Consider the following 16,988-nt stretch of genomic DNA (forward strand, 5'->3'; position numbering starts at 1 on the left):
AGCCCGACGCCATGAAACAGCTGGTGCTCGATTTAGGCGCCGAACCGGCGCACAGCCTCGACACCTTCCAGGTGGGCGAGAATGCCGAACTGGCGCACCTGATGCACCAGTTCGCGCAGCGTGCTTCGCGCGAGCATTTCGCCTACCTGTGGGGCGATACCGGCGCCGGCAAGACCCATTTGCTGCAGGCGCTGGCGGCCAGCCCGGCCTCGCGCTACATCCCCTTCGATGCCCCGGCGGACCAGTTCGTCCACACCGACGACGTGACGCTGTATCTGCTGGACGACTGCGACCGCCTCTCGCCGCAGCGCCAGATCGACGCCTTCGCCCTGTTCAACCAGATCCGCGAGCACGGCGCCTACATGGTCAGCACCGGCCCGGTGCCGCCGGCCGTGCTGGGGGTGCGCGAGGACCTGCGCACGCGCATGGGCTGGGGCCTGATCTACCAGATCAAGGGCCTGTCGGACGACGAGAAGATCGCCGCGCTCACCCAGGCCGCCGAAGCACGCGGTTTGACGCTGTCGGCGAGCGTGTTACCCTATTTGTTGTCTCACTTCAAGCGCGACATGCGGTCGCTGGCGACGATGCTGGACGCTCTCGACCAGTATTCGCTCGAGACCCAGCGTCCCGTCACCCTGCCGCTGCTGCGTGATTTGTTGCTGCAAGAAAACCAGCAGTCGGAAACCAAAGAATGAAAAACCTTGCGCTGTTCGACCTCGACCACACCCTGCTGCCGATCGATTCGGATTATGAATGGGGCGAGTTCCTGGTCCGCATTGGCGCGGTAGACGAAACCGCCTTCCGCCGCCGCAATGACGAGTTCTTCGCCCAGTACCAGGCCGGCATCCTCGACCCGGTCGAATACCTCGAGTTCGCCCTCGGCACCCTGGCACGCTTCCCGCGCGCCGAGCTGGATGCCCTGCACGCCCGCTACATGGCGGAAGTGATCGAACCGGCGATCAAGCCGACAGCCCTGAAACTGGTGCGCGAGCACCAGGACGCCGGCGACCTGGTGGCGATCATCACCGCCACCAACCACTACATCACGGCGCCGATCGCGGCACGCTTCGGCGTCGCGCACCACATCGGCGCCATGCCGGAATACGACGCGGCGGGAAACCTGACCGGCAAGCTGGCTGGCACCCCGACTTCCGGGCCGGGCAAGATCACGCACATGCACGCCTGGCTGGAGCGCCTCGGCACCCGCTTCGACGCGTTCGAGCGCTGCCACTTCTACAGCGACTCGCACAACGACCTGCCGCTGCTGTCGATCGTCAGTCATCCGGTCGCCACCAACCCGAGCGCCAAGCTCGCCGCCCACGCGCAATCGCAGGGTTGGCCAACCATTCATCTCTTCAATGATTAAGAAATTCATCCGCAAGATCCTCGGCGTAAAAGACGACGGCCGCGACCCGACCCAACCCGTCATCCTCGGACCGGAAGAGCACAAGATCGACCCGCGCAACGTGTCGCGCAACGCGGTCACGGTGACCCAGACGCTGCAGGAGGCCGGCTTCCAGGCCTTCGTGGTGGGCGGCGCCGTGCGCGACCTGCTGCTGGGCGTGAAGCCCAAGGACTTCGACATCGCCACCGACGCCACGCCCGAGCAGGTCAAGCGCCTGTTCCGGCGCGCCTTCATCATCGGCCGCCGCTTCCAGATCGTGCACGTGATGTTCGGCCAGGACCTGCTGGAAGTGACCACCTTCCGCGGCAACGGCAGCGACAATGCGCCGAAGGACGAGCATGGCCGCGTCCTGCGCGACAACAACTTCGGTCCCCAGCACGAGGACGCGGCGCGGCGCGACTTCACCATCAACGCCATGTACTACGATCCGGCCACCCAGACGGTGCTGGACTACCACGGCGGCATCGAGGACATCCGCGCCAAGCTGCTGCGCATCATCGGCGTGCCGGAAGCGCGCTACCGCGAAGACCCGGTGCGCATGCTGCGCGTGGTGCGCTTCGCCGCGAAACTCGGCTTCACCATCGAGCCGACCACGCGCGCGCCCATCCCCGTGATGGCCCCGCTGATCGACAACGTGCCGGCCGCGCGCGTGTTCGACGAAATGCTCAAGCTCCTGCTGTCGGGCCACGCGCTGGCCTGCCTCAAGGAGCTGCGCTCGGCCGGCCTGCACCACGGCCTGCTGCCGCTGCTGGACGTCGTGCTGGAGCAGCCGATCGGCATGAAGTTCGTTACGCTGGCGCTGGAATCGACCGACGGCCGCGTCAAGGCCGGCAAGGGCGTCTCGCCCGGCTTCCTGTTCGCTTCGCTGCTGTGGCACCAGGTGCTGGAGAAGTGGAACGCCTACCGCGCTGCCGGCGAGGCGCCGATCCCGGCCCTGCACCTGGCCGCCGACGACGTGCTCGACACCCAGACCGAGAACCTGGCGCTGCAGCGCCGCATCGCCACCGACATGCGCGACATCTGGGCCATGCAGCCGCGTTTCGAGCGCCGCACCGGCAAGGCGCCCTTCAAGCTGCTCGAGCACCCGCGCTTCCGCGCCGGCTACGACTTCCTGCTGCTGCGCTGCGAGTCGGGCGAGCTGCCGGGCGACGTCGGCGAATGGTGGACCGCGTTCTATGCGGCCGAAGGCGGCGAGCGCGAAGCCCTGCTGGCGGCGGCGAACCAGCGCGACCGTGGCGAAGCGGGACAAGGCGCGGGACAAGGAGCGGGACAGAAGCGCAAGCGTCCGCCGCGCCGGGGTCCGCGCAAGACCGCTGGCGGCGAGGCCGCGCCGGCCCAGGGCGGCGGCGAGGAATGATCGCTTACGTCGGCATCGGCGCGAACCTGGGCGACGCCCGGGCCAACGTGCTCGATGCGCTGCGCCGCCTCGCCCTGCTGGACGGGACGATGGTGGTCGAAACCTCGGGCCTGTACCGCACCGCGCCGGTCGATTCCAGCGGCGACGACTACATCAACGCGGTCGCCTGCATCGACACGGCCTTCGACCCGCATGAACTCCTGGCCGCGCTGCAGGACATCGAACAGGCGCACGGCCGCGAGCGTCCCTACCGCAACGCGCCGCGCACGCTCGACCTCGACCTGCTGCTGTACGGCGACCAGCGTATTGCCACCACATCCCTCACGGTGCCCCACCCGCGCATGCACGAGCGCGGCTTCGTGCTGGCGCCGCTGGCCGAGATCGCGCCCGAACTCGTGATCCCCGGCGTCGGACCGGTGCGCGACTACCTGCCGCTGGTGGCGAGCCAGGCGGTCGAGAAGATCGGCTGACGCGCGGCCGATGACGACCTTCCTGCTGCTCGCGGCCTCGAACATCTTCATGACGATCGCCTGGTACTGGCATCTCAAGGGGGGCATGCACAAGCCGCTCCTGAGCGTCATCGTGATCAGCTGGGGCATTGCCTTCGTCGAGTACTGCCTCGCCGTCCCCGCGAACCGGATCGGCTTCGCGAGCGGCTGGAGCGCCGGGCAGCTGAAAGTCATGCAGGAAGCGATCGCCCTGGTCGTGTTCGGCATCTTCATGGTGACCGTGCTCGGCGAACCGGTGTCATGGCGCCACCTCGCCGCCTTCGCCTGCATCATGGCGGCCGTGGGCTTCCTGTTCGTCGGCCGATAATCAACAAGCTGATTATTTTTCGCGTATTTGTCGTCAATACGATGCACATCGAATAATCAAGATCAACAGCTTGAGCGTTTGGCGCGTACTGCTCATCAAGCTCTCCGATCTGCCCGAGAATAAATCGGGCAGAGCAAAAATCGATAACCCCGGAGACAATATGACAGACCCCAAACGCAGCCACGGCCAGCGTGTCCACCCATTCAAACTGACGGCCGGCGCGCTCGCCGTGGCCGCCCTCTTCGGCCAGGCACAGGCGCAGGAGACCGCGCAGGAACAGCCGGCGGCGGACAACACCAGCACCGTGGTCGTGACCGGCTTTCGCGCGAGCCTGAACAGCGCCCTGAACGTCAAGAAGAACACCGACGGCATCGTCGACGTCATCAAGGCCGAGGACATCGCCAAGTTCCCCGATGCGAACCTGGCCGAATCGCTGCAGCGCGTGCCGGGGGTCTCGCTGGCGCGCGGCGACGGTGGCGAGGGCAAGCAGATCAGCGTGCGCGGCCTGAACGCGGGTTTCACGCGGGTGCGCATCAACGGCATCGAAGCCATCTCGGCGACCGGCGCCTCGGACATCAACGGCAGCACCAACCGTTCGCGCGCCTTCGACTTCTCGGTGTTCGCGTCCGAGCTGTTCAACAGCCTGGAAGTGCGCAAGACCTCGGAAGCGGCGATCGAGGAAGGCTCGCTGGGCGCCACCGTCGACCTGCGCGCCGCGCGGCCCTTCGACTTCAAGGGCGAGACCATCACCGTGGCCGGCCAGCAGACCTACAACACCCTGGCGCACCGCCCCGCTCCCCGTGCCACCGCCCTGTATTCGAACCGCTGGGACACCGGCATCGGCAAGCTGGGCTTCCTGGTCTCGGGTGCCTACTCGAAGCGCCACGCCACCGAGGAAGGCTACGAGGCGGTCGAGCTGCTGTCGGCGAACGCGGACGGCGGCTTCTGCTCGCCGCTGGGCGCGACCCCGCAGAACCCGGCCAACTCCGCGGTGAAGGGCATCACCGCCGCCAACTGCGGCTTCAACCTGCCGCGCACCTCGACCGCAGCGGCCTACAACGACGTGTTCGGCCGCACCGACAACTTTGGCGGCACGGTCGCGAATCCAGCGCCGGGCTCGGGTGCCTTCCACCCGCGCATCCCGCGCTACCGCCGCTCGGTGGCCGAGTACGAGCGCGCCGGCCTCACCGCCGCCTTCCAATGGCGCCCTGCCGCCGGCACGGAGCTCAACCTGGACCTGCTGGGCGGCGACTTCAAGAACGACCGCTACGACAACTACATCTCGGCCATCTCCTTCGGCCGCAGCCTCGCCGCCGCCAACGGCAAGCCGCAGACCTCGATCGTCGAATCCTCGTTCAACGGCAACGGCAGCTGGGAATACGGCAAGTTCAACGGTGTGGACATCCGCTCGGAGGGCCTGCTGGACGTGAACAACACCAAGTTCCGCCAGCACGTGTTCTCGGGCAGCCACAAGCTGACCGACACGATCAAGCTCGATTTCATGAGCGGCGTCTCGCGCTCGGACCTCGATTCGCCGATGCGCGCCACCGTGCAGATCGACTCGCCGAACGTCAACGGCTACGCGTTCGACTTCCGCCAGAACCGCAACGTCCCGACCCTGAACTTCGGCATCGACGTGGCCAATCCGGCCAACTTCAGCTGGGGACCGGTCGATCCGGACGGCACCGTGCACGGCCAGTTCGTCGGCCGCAAGCTGGAAACCGGCAACCGCCTCAAGACCAATGCCTTGGGCGCCAGCTGGGAAGTCAACCAGAACCTGACCCTGCGCTCGGGGCTGTCGGCGCGCGAGAACACCTGGACCAACTTCGAAGTGGGCTCCGGCGCGCCGAACGGCCTGCCCAACCCGGCCGGCTTCCAGATGGCCAGCGTGACCCGCATGATCAGCAATTTCGGCCGCGGCCTGGACGGTTCGGGCTACCCGGGCCAGTGGGTGGCGGTCGACCTCGACAAGTTCCGCAAGGTGTGGGACATCGAGTGCCACTGCGCCGCCGTGCCGGGTTCGGAATACCAGCTCCTGACCCAGTCGAACCGCCGCGTGAAGGAAATGATCGATGCGCTCTACCTGTCGGCCGATTTCAACTATGACGTCGGCCCGGTGACCCTGCGCGGCAATGCCGGCGTGCGCGCCGCCGAAACCCGCGCCACCGCGGCGGCGCTGGTCAACGGCGGCGGCACCCTGACCGAGGTCAGCTTCGACAAGAAGTATCGCGACTACCTGCCGGCCCTGAACCTGACCGCGCAGCTGCCGAACGACGTCTACCTGCGCTTCTCGGCGGGCAAGACCCTGTCGCGTCCCGAGTATGTCGACCTGGCGCCTTCGGCGACGGTCAACGTGCAGGCGCAGACCGTCAGCATCGGCAGCCCGGGGCTCGACCCGATCCGCGCCAAGACCTTCGACCTGCAGGCCGAGTGGTACTACGACAAGAACGCGATGGTGTCGGTGGGCTTGTTCCGCAAGGAGATCGACACCTACATCCAGCGCATCAGCGAGCGCGTACCCTACAACACCCTGGGCCTGCCGGATTCGCTGCTGAGCGGCGGGGGCGGCTGCTCGCTGACCGGCGGCACCCCGGCCTGCCCGACCCTGCCGGGGTCGGTGGTGACGGTGAGCCGCGCGGCCAATACGCCGGGCGGTCCGCTCAACGGCGTCGAATTCAACCTGCAGGCGCCGTTCAACTTCCTGCCGGGCGTGTGGCGCAACTTCGGCCTGCTGGCCAACTACACCCGCGTGAAGTCGACCATCACCTACATCACGCGCACCGCCACCGCCACCCTGCCGGCGCTGACGATGGACGCCAACCTGGTCGGCATGTCGCCCAAGGCCGGCAACCTGACCCTGTACTACGAGGATCCGAAGTTCAGCGCACGCGTCTCGGCCGCGCACCGCTCGGCCTACCTGTTCAACGTGCTGGGCGACGTCAATGGCCACGACTACACCTTCGTGGACGGCGCAACCAACCTGGACTTCTCGATGTCGTACAACGTCACGCCGAACCTGCGCGTCAGCCTGGAAGGCTCGAACCTGAGCGACGAACCGCTGCGCTATGGCCGCGATTCGCAGCGCAACGATACGCTGCTGTACGCCCACTCGGGCCGCACCTTCGCGCTGGGACTGTCGTACAAGTTCTGAGTCCCGCCCTGGCCGGGCGCCGCAAGGCGCCCGGCCAGGATCATTGGTCGTAGCTGTGATGGAAGGGCGCCAGCAGCGGCGTCGGCGGCACCGATCCGAACCAGCGGGCGACCTGGGCCGGCCAGGCGGGCGCCAGCAGCATCAGGCGGAAGCTCCCGCTGATCCGCTGACCCGGCTGGAGCGTGACCATCGTTTCAGGCAGGGTGCCCTTGTTGCCCAGTCCTCCGATCAGCGCGTTATGGCTGATCACCGTATTCTCCCCCTGCCTCTCGACCGCGACATCGCCCGGCGCGAGCGCCAGCGCCAGTCCCTGGCCGGCGGCCGCCGTGAGCATGGCGAGTTCCGTGCCGCGCCGGTTCCCCTGGAAGCGCAGGTCCGCGCGGCCGAGATGATGCAGGCCGAATTCATTGAGCCGGTCCTTGCCCGGATAGCCGGCATAGGGCCCCTGCCCGATCCAGCGGAACTCCGTCAGCGCGGGCGGCGCCACCACCGACATGCCGGCTTCGGACAGTTGCGCGGCCTGGGCCACGGTGAAGTCGTAGCTGAGGTCCAGCGTGCCGTCCGCAGCGATGCGCAGCTTGTAGCCGCCGGTGAGCGTCTCCTGCTGCTCCCCAGCATGAAAACGGCCGGCCACGCTCAGCGCGATGGCGTCGCCGCTTTTTTCAACCGCGATCTGGGGTGCTGCCAGCAGCGGCAGATACACGCTGCGCCACAGCGGGCGCTTGGACAGGCTCAGCTCCTCCGCCATGCTCAACGTGCGGCCGGTATGCGGATGGATACCGGCCACGAGCAGCTCTCCGGCGGCGTCGCGCACCGACAGCTGTCCGGTGCGCCGTGCGAGGCTGAGCGTCCAGGCGGCGCTGCGCACCCGCACTTCGTCCGCGGTCTCGCTCAGCTCCGGCATCACGCCGGGCGCCGCCGCCTGGCCGGCCTGCGGGGCATCGTGGCGCAGGCGCACTGCGCGTTCATTGATCTGCCGTCCATTCTCGTCGACGCAGCGCAGAGCCAGCACCAGCACGTCGCCCGGCTCCACGGGCGGCGGCGTCAGCTCCAGCGCCACCGTTTCGCGCGAACGGGCGGCCGCGCGCAGGGACAGCTCGCCCTGCCGGAGCTTGCGGCCATTGTGCTCGAGTGCCCAGTGCAGGCGCATGCCGCGCAGGCTGCGAAAGTCGTGACGGTTCTCCAGTTCGACGGCAAGACGCTGGCGCCCCTGGCCGAGGCGCAGTTCGCTGGTACCGATCTGCACCGGGGCGTACACCTTGCGCATCTGCCAGAAATCGGTCTGGGGTGTGCGCTCGCCGTAGGTCAGTCCGTCCGCGCCGTCGAGGCCATGGGTGTCCAGGTAGCGGTGCGCGTCCAGCCACACCAGTTGGGTCGGTTTGGACCTATCGACCGGCGTGGGGCTGGTGCGCAGGATCGCCTGGTCCATGAAATGCCAGATCGAGCCGCCGGCAAACACCGGGTGGGCTTGCAGGATGTCCCACTGATCCTGGATGCGGTCGGTCGCCAGTCCGAGCGCATGGGCGTATTCCGTGAGGATGGTGGGACGGTCCAGTTTCGCCGCGTAGGCGGCCAGGGTGGCGTTGACCGGATAGTGGGGCGCATGGATGTCGACGAAGGCCGGCAGGCGTTCATGGTTGGCGGCGAAGTAGCTGCCCACTTTCGGGATCGTCACGGGACGGGTCGGATCGCGCTCCTTGGCCAGGCGGGCGGCGTCGAGTTCGGCCTGGGTGATCGGGTTCTCGTTACCGATGCTCCAGATCAGTACCGAGGCGTGGTTGCGGTCGCGGGCGATAGTCGCCTCGACCCGCGCCATGATGCCGGCCCGGTATTCGGGCTTTTCCAGGTTCGCTTCGCCATGGCCGATCGATACCTCGTCCATTACGTAGAAGCCCAGTTCGTCGCACAGTTCCAGCAGGCGGCGGGTCGGCGGATAGTGCGAGGTGCGCAGGTAGTTGACGTTCCCCTTCTTCATCAGCGCGAGGTCGCTGCGCAGGCGCGCCTCGGGGATCGCGCGGCCGCCTTCCGGGTCGAGGTCGTGGTGGTTCACGCCGCGCAGCTTGATGGGCCGCCCGTTCAGCATCAGCACGCCCTTGTCGATGCTGACCTGGCGCAGGCCGACGCGTGAGGCGACATTCTGTAGCACCTTCCCCTTGGCCAGCACCTGGAGTGTCAGCCGGTACAGCACCGGAGTCTCGGCGCTCCACAGCGCCGCGCGCGGCACGGCCAAGGTGGCGCGGTGGCGGCCCTGGGCGTCGGGGCGCATCAGGGCATGCGCTACCCTGCGTCCGTCCGGCCCGCGCAGTTCGGCGCGCACTGATCCATCGGTCCCGGCCAGGCTGGCCGACACCGACAGCATGGCCGTCCCGCCTGCGCGGAGTTCGGTCGCGGTGGCGAACTCGCGCAGGTGCGTGGCCGGGAGCGAGAACAGGCTGACGTCCCGATAGATGCCCGACAGCGACCAGTCGTCGTTCAGGTCGAATTCGACCCCATGCGGACGGGTCGTCACGCGCACCGCCAGCAGGTTGTCCGCGCCATACGCGACCGCCTCGGTGACGTCGAAGGCATGGGCATTGAAGGCGCTGGCGGACGAGCTCCCGGCCTTCCTGCCGTTCACCCAGAGCTCGTAGCCGAAGGCCACGCCTTCGAAGCGCAGGAACACCCGGCGCCCGCGCCAGCCCTCGGGCACAGCGAAGCTGCGCCGGTACAGGCCCAGGCCCTGCTCGAGCGTGTCCGCATAGCGCGGTTCGGCAAAGCCTTGCAGTTCCCAGTTGGACGGCACCGCGATGCTGCGCCAGCCGCCGGCGTCGAAACGGGGATCGGTAAAGCCTTCGTCGGCGCCTGCATCGGCACCCGCGACGTACTTGAAGCTCCATGCGCCGTTGAGCGAACGCGTGAACCCGGCCTCCTGTGCCGGATGGGGCGCCTGCGCCCAGGCGCAACCGAAGCAGAAGAAGAACACGATGACGGTGCGGAGCAGGACGACCAGCATGGCGGGATCCGGTGGAAAAGTGGAACCGCCATGGTAGGGGAAGCCCGGGGTGGGGCCACGCCAGGCGCGAAAAAATCAGCGACTTGAGCCGGATGCGCGGCGCCGGGCAGGAATTACCCGGCATAATCGGCTGCCCCTTCCACGAAACGCCAGCATGCGCCATCTGCCCCTACTCGCGCTGTCCCTTCTCATCGCCGCCGGCGCGCATGCGGCAGCGCCGCCGGGCGCCGCCGCCGGAAAAAAGCTGTTCGCGTCCAACTGCGCCATGTGCCATACCGTGTCGGCCGACGGTGCCACGCTGGCGGGTCCGGGCCTGTTCAATGTGCTGGGCCGGCCGGTGGCAGGCAGCGCCGGCTTCGGCTATTCGCCCGCACTGGCCGCCGCGGGCCGGAGCGGAAAGCGCTGGAACGCGGCTGAACTGGATGCCTTCCTGAAGGACCCCGGCAGCTATGCATCCGGCACCACCATGCCGGTCAACGTGCCGAGCCAGCTTGATCGCGCCGCCCTGGTCGCCTACCTGTCGACCGTACGCGGCAAGGCCGTGCAGCCCAAAGCCGCCGCCACCGCGAACTCCGCCGTCGGGGAGCACTGGAGCAAGGACAGCCCCGGACGCATCCATGAAGTCAGGGCCGCCGACCTCGACAAGCCGTTTGCCACCGCCAGCGCCGGCAATCCTCCCGCCACCGTGCCGCGCCCGCCCGGCACGCTGCCGGCGGTGCCGCAGGGCTTCAAGGTCGATCTCTGGTTCACCGACCCGGACCGCGGCCGCATCATGGCCAAGGCGCCCAACGGCGACATCTTCCTGGGCTCGATGTCGCGCCGGATCATCAAGGTGCTGCGTTCTTCCACCGGCGAACGCGCCGATACCGTCAGCACCTTCGCCGCCGGCATGAACCGCCCGTTCGGCTTCGCGTTCTGGCCCGTCGGTCCCAACCCGCAATACCTGTACGTCGCCTATGTGAACTCGATCGTGCGTTTCCCCTACAGGAACGGCGACCTGGTGGCCAGCGCCGAGCCGGAAGTGGTGGTTCCGCACCTGGTGGCGGCGCCGGGCGCCCATACCACCCGCACCCTGGTGTTCTCGAGCGACAGCAAGACCATGTACGTGTCGATCGGCTCGGCCTCGAACATCGGCGAGGCGATCGATGAGCGCCCGCCGGAGCCGCTGCCCGACTGGGAGCGCCGGCACGGCCTGGGCGCCGCCTGGGGCGAGGAACTGGACCGCGGCGTGGTCCTGCGCTTCAATCCGGACGGCAGCGGCAAGCGCACCTTCGCGACCGGCCTGCGCAACTGTGTCGGCATGGTTCGCCATCCGGGTACCGGCGACCTGTTCTGCAGTGTCAACGAGCGCGACCTGCTGGGCGACAACCTGCCGCCGGACTACCTCACCCGCGTCCGCGAAGGAGCCTTCTATGGCTGGCCGTGGTACTACATCGGCGACCACGAGGAGCCGCGCCTGAAGGGGCGGCGGCCCGACCTCAAGGGCAAGGTGACGACGCCCGACCTGCTGCTGACCGCGCACTCGGCCCCCTTGGGCATGGCCGTCTACGATGCGCCCGCGGGCGCCCGTGCCGCCTTTCCGTCCGCCTACCGGGGCGATATGTTCCTGGCCCTGCACGGCTCCTGGAACCGCGCGACGCGTACCGGATCGAAAGTGGTGCGGGTGTTCATGAAAGACGGCGTCCCGACCGGCAAATACCAGGATTTCATGACCGGCTTCGTGGCCAGCGACAAGGAAGTCTGGGGCAGGCCATCCTGGGTGGCGGTGCAGGACGACGGCGCGCTGCTGGCGGTCGACGATGTGAGCGGCGAGATCTGGCGCGTCAGCCCGGCCGGCGCATCCACCCCCTGAGGCCTTCAGACGGCGCGCCGGCGCTGTACCAGCGGCTTCACCACGACCCGGCCATCGTCGCCGGCCAGCGTGATCTGCGCCTGGTCGACCAGCGCTTCGTCGTAACGGATCGCCAGCAGGAAACGGCGCACCCTGCCGTCCGGACCGATGTCGCGCTGGTCGTAGCTGAATTCCCAGCCGCGGCGCCCCCAGGGGATCGCGATGCCGACGCTGCCCTCGACCTCGCCCGGGCGCCAGGGGATGCCCTGCTCGCCCGCATGCCGGGATGCGGCAGCGATCTTCAGGTAATCGACCAGCTGGGCAAGCTCGAACAACTCGAATACCCGCGCCAGGGTCCGGTTGCGAAAACCGCGCCACCCCGGTACCAGGAACCAGTGCGGGCATGGCAGCTCGTCGAGATAGCTGTTCAGCGCCGTCCCGCACAGGACGCAATGGTTGTGGCCGATGCCATCGCGGATGGCCGTATTCAGATATGCGAAGTCCATCCGGCGTAGTCCTCCTGTACGTACACACCGACAACATACAGCAAGGCCGCACCGGCGCCAGCGCGCGTACGGAAACGATCAGCTTCCTGATCGGCGCCGGAAATTCCATTTATGACGAAGACGCTGCGCGTTTGCTTCCGCCGCATTACACTACGCCCTTCCGAACGACCGTTTTAAAAGGATTTCCATGAGCGCTTACCTGCAAGGTCAGGATCCGGCCGCCAACGATGCCCCGAAACCCGTCCGCAAGGCCGTCACCGCCCCCGCGCTGCTGGCCATGCGCGCCGCCGGCGACAAGATCGCGATGCTGACCGCCTACGACGCCAGCTTCGCCTCGCTGATGGACCGCTGCGGCGTCGACGTGCTGCTGATCGGCGATTCGCTCGGCATGGTCTGCGCCGGCTACGACTCGACCTTGCCGGTGACGGTGCTTGACGTGGCCTACCACACGGCGTCTGTCGCACGCGGCAACAAGCTGGCCCTGGTGCTGGCCGACATGCCCTTCGGCAGCTACACGACCCCGGTCGAGGCCTACAACAACGCCGTCACCCTGATGCGCGCCGGCGCCCAGATGGTCAAGATCGAGGGCGGCGCCTGGCTCGCCGAGACCGTGCGCTTCCTGGTCGAGCGCGGCATTCCGGTGTGCGCCCACATCGGCCTGACGCCGCAGTTCGTGCATGCCTTCGGCGGTTTCAAGGTGCAGGGCAAGACCGATGCGGCAGCCGAGCAGCTGAAGGCCGACGGCCTGGCGCTGCAGGCGGCGGGCGCGTCGATGGTGGTGCTGGAAGCGATTCCCGCGGCGCTGGGCAAGGAAGTCACCGAACTGCTGGCCATCCCGACCATCGGCATCGGCGCCGGTCCGGATTGTTCCGGCCAGGTGCTGGTGATGCACGACCTGCTCGGCGTCTTCCCGGGCCGCAAGGCGCGCTTCGTGCGCAACTTCATGGAAGGCCAGACCAGCATCGACGCGGCCGTGACCAGCTATGTGGCGGCGGTGAAGGACGGCAGCTTCCCGGCGCCGGAACACTGCTTCTGAGACGCGCATGGACAGGCGGCTGTTCCTCGCCCTGTGGCCCGACCCGGGCCTGCGCCACCTGCTGAAGGAGCGGCGCGATGCCTGGGCCTGGCCGAAGAGCGCCGCGCCGGTCCATGCCGACAAGCTGCACGTCACCCTGCACTTCCTCGGCGGCGTGCCAGACGAACGCCTGCCGGAACTGCTGGAGGGTTGCGCGCTGCCCTTCGAACCCTTCCGCCTCGAACTGAATCGCGCCGCCTTGTGGCATAACGGGATCGCGGTGCTCGAACCCGAACGCGCGCCGCCCGAACTGCCGGCGCTGCATGCGCGCCTCTCCACCGCCCTGGTGGGGCTCGGCCTGCCGCCGGAAACACGCAGCTACCGTCCGCACGTGACGATGGCGCGCCGCGCCGGCGGCGCCACCCCGCCGCCCGATGGCCCGCCCATCGTATGGGATGCGCGCGGCTATTCCCTGGTCGAATCGAAGGACGGCGTGTACACGGTGCTGCGCGATTACGCCTGACAAGCACGACGTCCGCTAAGGTTCTAAGGACCGGGCTTGTTCCAGAACTCGTCGTCGAGCTCGTTTTCCAGAGCCTTGCGGTCGCGCGCGTTGACGTGGAGAACCCAGCCGATGCCGGCCAGGACAAGGATCGAAAAGAGTATCGCGCTCATCACGGTAAGCTTCCGGGAATGGATTGCTGACCCGGCCAGTATAGGGAATGTCGCGGACATGCCGGTTCCGGCAGCCGGCTCTTTCCTCGCATGCAAGACATGTGCATACGCCCCTGCCCTGCTTTCCCCCTTGGCGGGGGGCGGTAATCCAGAAAGGCCCATGCCAGAATGTTTCTCATCGGACGACTGCATGAGACAGTCGCCCTCGGATGAACCAAACAAATCTGGAGCACAGCATGGCCAATTACGAAAACGCGATCCAACAACTTTACGTTGCCTACTACAACCGCCCCGGCGACCCGGCCGGCCTGGCGTTCTGGAACGGCGTGGTCGACAGCCAGGGCGGCAAGTTGTCGGCCGTCGCGGCCGCCTTCGCATCTTCGGCGGAATACATCGCGGCCTACGGCGGCAAGGACAATCGCACCGTGGTCAACACCGTCTACAACAACCTGTTCGGCCGCGACGGCGAACCGGCCGGCCTCGACTACTGGGCAAAGGCGCTCGACAACCGGGTCCTGACGGTGGACGCGGTGGTGACCGCCATCGCCGGCGGCGCGCAAAACGCCGACCTGGTGGCCTACAACAACAAGGTCAAGTTCGCCAGCAAGTTCACCGGCGCGCTGAACGTGCACCCGGAGAAGGCCGCCTACAACGGCGACGAGGCCCTCGCCTTCGCCAAGCAGCTGACCGCCGCCGTGACCACCGACGCGTCGCTGGCGACCGAGACCGCGAAGCTGGATGCCTCGACCGCGGCCTTTGTCGCGGCGAGCAAGGCCCCCATCCTGTTCACCCTGAGCGCTGGTGCGGATACCGGTGTCGCCTTCCAGGGCGGCGGCGGTGACGACGTTTTCCATGCCAACGCCGCCACGTTCTCCAGCGGGGACAGCATCCACGGCGGCGGCGGCACCAACAGCCTGCTCGTCATGGACACTGGCAGCGCCATGGCGACCGCCGCTCCGGCCGGCGCATCGCTGACCAACATCCAGGAACTCGCCTTGATCACCAAGGGCGGCGTCGGCAATGCGGGCGCGTATGACATGTCGGGTTTCGCCGGCCTGCGGGAAGTGGGCATCGGCGCAGGGGGCGCCGTCAACGTGAAAGTCTCCGACGCAGTCGAACTGTCCATCGAGACGACTGCCGGCGCCATCACGACCAACGGCGGTCACGCGGTCTGGACGAGCGGCAACACGGCTGCGGCCACGCTTACCGGCAATGCGCTCACCACGGTCGGCCTGGCCAACACCAGCCAGGCCGCAACCATCAACAACGCCACCGCCGACCACACGCTGTCCCTGTACCTGAACGGCGTCGGCAACGGCGCGACTGTCACGGATGCCAACGCCAAGACCGTCAACCTGAAGGTCGATGCAGGGAACGGTGGGGCCGGTTCGAACATCAACCTGGCGGCTGCCAAGGCCACCGCGCTGAATATCGATAACGCCGCCAGCTTCCAGCTGACCACCACGGCGCTGGCCGCGGACGACAAGCTGGTCACCATGACCCTGAAGGGCGCCGGCAAGTTCGACGCGGACCTGAAGGACATCTCCTCGCTGAAGACCTTCGACGGCGCGCTGTCGGGCGGCGCGCAGACCCTGGCCGCGACCACCACCGCCAACCTGAACATCAAGACCGGCTCGGGCGCGGACACCCTCGTCATGACCGGCGGCCTGGCCGGCACTGCTGCGGTCGACCTCGGCGCCGGCAACGACCGCTATACCTTCTCGCAGTCGGCCTTCAGCGGCGCGACCGTGAACGGCGGCGCCGGCACCGACACCATGGTGGCCAGCGACGCGGCCTTCCTGGGCGTGACCAGCAACCTGGTGTATTCCAATTTCGAGATCCTGGACTTCTCGACCGGCAAAGGCGTCTATAACCTCGACCGCGCGGGCGACGTCACCACTCTGCACAGCCATGGCCGCCTGCGCGAAGTGGTCGAGTTTACCAACGGCCGTGCCAACTCGACCATCCAGTTCGCCAGCGAGGACGTCAACCTCGACCTGCAAGGGAAGCCGACGGAACACCACACGATCGGCCAGACCGTCAAGTTCAACCTGAAGGATGCCACCGGCACCAACGATAAGCTGACCATCAGCATGATTGCGAACGACGCGAGCGCCGACGGCCGGACCAGTGGCATAGTGCAGGGCAACGTCATGGAAACCAGCGGCGTCGAGACGGTCATCCTCCATTCGAGCGTCAACAAGATGGAGGCCGATAATCCCGCAACCGGCACCAACGAAGGCCGGGTCGCCGCGGACTACGTGAACGGCTTTTCCTACCTGTACGCCCAGGGCACCAAGACGATCCAGGTGACTGGCGATGCAAGCATGCGGCTCCTGACGGTCACTTCCGACGTGATGACCACCTTCGACGCGTCGGGATCGACCGGCAACGTGAATTTCGACGGCGTCACCCGCAGCGCCAACGCCCCGGCCGCGACCCTGAACTACATTGGCAGCAAGGGCATGGATTACCACACCGCGACCAAAACCGGCGTCGTATTCGACGGCAACGAAGGCAAGGACACCGTGCTGCTGTACCGCTACGAACAGGTGAAGGACGTCGTCAAGTTCGACAAGGCCAGCGACTCGCAGCTGATCTGGGCCAAGGGCAATGAGAAGCAGGTCAACGGCTACGACACCATCTACGACTTCCAGGTCGGCGTGGACAAGATCGACCTGTCGGGCCTGCATCTGGCGCAGGGCAGCAACCTGCAAGGCTTCGCCACCATCAAGCTGGCCTCGAATACCGACCACATCCTGCAGGGCACGCTCAAGGACGGCGTCGGCGTATTCAACGACAACGGCACCCAGCGCTCGATCGCCTTCGCGATGTACGGCGTGGACGACGGCTGGATGCTGGTCGACACCAACGGCGACGGCAACTACACGAGCGACGTCGACATGATCTTCAGCATGTACGGCAACACGGCGATCCCGGTGATGAGCGACTTCATCTTCTAAACTACCCAGGTCCCTTGCAGCCCTTCCAGTCGACCGGAAGGGCTTTTTTTATGGCGCTGTCATCGTTAGCTATGGATGAGGATTGAACTGCTGAGCTCTCGCATGGTCCAAGACCTGTCCGCATCGACAGGAACCGGCCATGAAAGCGCCCAGCTTCACAAAATGGTTTGCACAGCTGCCCGCCCTGAACCAGCCGCAACGACTGCAAACGCTTGCAGCCCTGCATCCGGCTGCTGGGCTCGACCAGGTAATCGCCCTGATCGGGCAGATTGGCGCG

At 67.1% G+C, this 16,988-nt stretch carries 13 protein-coding genes and 1 pseudogene; 11 read left to right on the forward strand and 3 right to left on the reverse strand.

Features of this window, described 5'->3' with window-relative positions:
- Window positions 1-11 precede the first annotated feature (11 nt).
- The 6 genes from hda (at window position 12) to AC56LK_RS09290 (ending at window position 6,729) form a co-directional block, all read left to right on the forward strand.
- On the forward strand, window positions 12-695 hold the full coding sequence (gene hda, locus AC56LK_RS09265; RefSeq protein WP_497184256.1) for a DnaA regulatory inactivator Hda: 684 nt from the start codon (window positions 12-14) through the stop codon (window positions 693-695).
- Window positions 692-1,366: a histidinol-phosphatase gene (locus tag AC56LK_RS09270; RefSeq protein WP_497184257.1), complete on the forward strand. Its 675-nt coding sequence runs from the start codon at window positions 692-694 to the stop codon at window positions 1,364-1,366. The genes hda and AC56LK_RS09270 overlap by 4 nt, the downstream gene beginning before the upstream one ends.
- Window positions 1,359-2,762, forward strand: a complete 1,404-nt coding sequence (gene pcnB / locus AC56LK_RS09275; protein ID WP_497184258.1) for a polynucleotide adenylyltransferase PcnB — start codon at window positions 1,359-1,361, stop codon at window positions 2,760-2,762. The genes AC56LK_RS09270 and pcnB overlap by 8 nt, the downstream gene beginning before the upstream one ends.
- Complete coding sequence (gene folK, locus AC56LK_RS09280; RefSeq protein WP_497184259.1) at window positions 2,759-3,232, forward strand: 2-amino-4-hydroxy-6-hydroxymethyldihydropteridine diphosphokinase; 474 nt, start codon at window positions 2,759-2,761, stop codon at window positions 3,230-3,232. The genes pcnB and folK overlap by 4 nt, the downstream gene beginning before the upstream one ends.
- Before the next feature lie 10 nt (window positions 3,233-3,242).
- Window positions 3,243-3,578, forward strand: coding sequence for a DMT family protein (locus tag AC56LK_RS09285; protein WP_497184260.1), 336 nt, complete (start codon window positions 3,243-3,245; stop codon window positions 3,576-3,578).
- A 160-nt stretch (window positions 3,579-3,738) separates the two neighbouring features.
- Window positions 3,739-6,729 (forward strand): TonB-dependent receptor, encoded by a 2,991-nt coding sequence (locus AC56LK_RS09290; RefSeq protein ID WP_497184261.1) that lies wholly within the window; start codon window positions 3,739-3,741, stop codon window positions 6,727-6,729.
- A 40-nt stretch (window positions 6,730-6,769) separates the two neighbouring features.
- Here AC56LK_RS09290 and AC56LK_RS09295 read toward each other — a convergent pair whose 3' ends face one another.
- Entirely contained in the window at window positions 6,770-9,721 is a 2,952-nt protein-coding gene (locus AC56LK_RS09295; protein WP_497184262.1) for a glycoside hydrolase family 2 TIM barrel-domain containing protein, read from the reverse strand.
- Window positions 9,722-9,875: 154 nt separating this feature from the next.
- Here AC56LK_RS09295 and AC56LK_RS09300 point away from each other — a divergent pair, with 154 nt between their 5' ends.
- Entirely contained in the window at window positions 9,876-11,573 is a 1,698-nt protein-coding gene (locus AC56LK_RS09300; RefSeq protein WP_497184263.1) for a PQQ-dependent sugar dehydrogenase, read from the forward strand.
- A gap of 5 nt (window positions 11,574-11,578) precedes the next feature.
- Here AC56LK_RS09300 and AC56LK_RS09305 read toward each other — a convergent pair whose 3' ends face one another.
- Entirely contained in the window at window positions 11,579-12,058 is a 480-nt protein-coding gene (locus AC56LK_RS09305; RefSeq protein WP_497184264.1) for a hypothetical protein, read from the reverse strand.
- 187 nt (window positions 12,059-12,245) lie between these two features.
- Here AC56LK_RS09305 and panB point away from each other — a divergent pair, with 187 nt between their 5' ends.
- Together panB and thpR are read left to right on the forward strand one after the other, a co-directional pair.
- Window positions 12,246-13,094 carry a 3-methyl-2-oxobutanoate hydroxymethyltransferase gene (gene panB / locus AC56LK_RS09310; protein ID WP_497184265.1) on the forward strand — a complete coding sequence of 283 codons (849 nt, stop codon included), beginning with the start codon at window positions 12,246-12,248 and terminating at the stop codon, window positions 13,092-13,094.
- Between the two features lie 7 nt (window positions 13,095-13,101).
- Entirely contained in the window at window positions 13,102-13,596 is a 495-nt protein-coding gene (gene thpR / locus AC56LK_RS09315) for an RNA 2',3'-cyclic phosphodiesterase (RefSeq protein ID WP_497184266.1), read from the forward strand.
- A gap of 23 nt (window positions 13,597-13,619) precedes the next feature.
- Here the strand turns inward: thpR and AC56LK_RS09320 are convergent, their stop codons facing one another.
- A complete protein-coding gene (locus tag AC56LK_RS09320) occupies window positions 13,620-13,748 on the reverse strand; it encodes a hypothetical protein (protein ID WP_497184267.1) in 129 nt (42 codons plus the stop codon).
- 236 nt (window positions 13,749-13,984) lie between these two features.
- On the opposite strand from AC56LK_RS09320, the gene AC56LK_RS09325 reads away from it, so the two are divergent.
- Window positions 13,985-16,711, forward strand: a complete 2,727-nt coding sequence (locus AC56LK_RS09325) for a DUF4214 domain-containing protein (protein WP_497184268.1) — start codon at window positions 13,985-13,987, stop codon at window positions 16,709-16,711.
- A gap of 139 nt (window positions 16,712-16,850) precedes the next feature.
- Window positions 16,851-16,988 (forward strand): annotated as a pseudogene (locus AC56LK_RS09330) (IS1595 family transposase); the annotation flags it as partial.

It is taken from the genome of Telluria sp. ZB4P36 (assembly GCF_059685865.1).

Coding starts and splice junctions, on each gene's coding strand:
- AC56LK_RS09325 (WP_497184268.1), top strand. CDS start 13,985: ATGGCCAATTACGAAAACGCGATCCAACAACTTTACGTTGCCTACTAC.
- pcnB (WP_497184258.1), top strand. CDS start 1,359: ATGATTAAGAAATTCATCCGCAAGATCCTCGGCGTAAAAGACGACGGC.
- AC56LK_RS09285 (WP_497184260.1), top strand. CDS start 3,243: ATGACGACCTTCCTGCTGCTCGCGGCCTCGAACATCTTCATGACGATC.
- AC56LK_RS09270 (WP_497184257.1), top strand. CDS start 692: ATGAAAAACCTTGCGCTGTTCGACCTCGACCACACCCTGCTGCCGATC.
- hda (WP_497184256.1), top strand. CDS start 12: ATGAAACAGCTGGTGCTCGATTTAGGCGCCGAACCGGCGCACAGCCTC.
- folK (WP_497184259.1), top strand. CDS start 2,759: ATGATCGCTTACGTCGGCATCGGCGCGAACCTGGGCGACGCCCGGGCC.
- AC56LK_RS09305 (WP_497184264.1), bottom strand. CDS start 12,058: ATGGACTTCGCATATCTGAATACGGCCATCCGCGATGGCATCGGCCAC.
- AC56LK_RS09300 (WP_497184263.1), top strand. CDS start 9,876: ATGCGCCATCTGCCCCTACTCGCGCTGTCCCTTCTCATCGCCGCCGGC.
- thpR (WP_497184266.1), top strand. CDS start 13,102: ATGGACAGGCGGCTGTTCCTCGCCCTGTGGCCCGACCCGGGCCTGCGC.
- AC56LK_RS09320 (WP_497184267.1), bottom strand. CDS start 13,748: ATGAGCGCGATACTCTTTTCGATCCTTGTCCTGGCCGGCATCGGCTGG.
- AC56LK_RS09290 (WP_497184261.1), top strand. CDS start 3,739: ATGACAGACCCCAAACGCAGCCACGGCCAGCGTGTCCACCCATTCAAA.
- AC56LK_RS09295 (WP_497184262.1), bottom strand. CDS start 9,721: ATGCTGGTCGTCCTGCTCCGCACCGTCATCGTGTTCTTCTTCTGCTTC.
- panB (WP_497184265.1), top strand. CDS start 12,246: ATGAGCGCTTACCTGCAAGGTCAGGATCCGGCCGCCAACGATGCCCCG.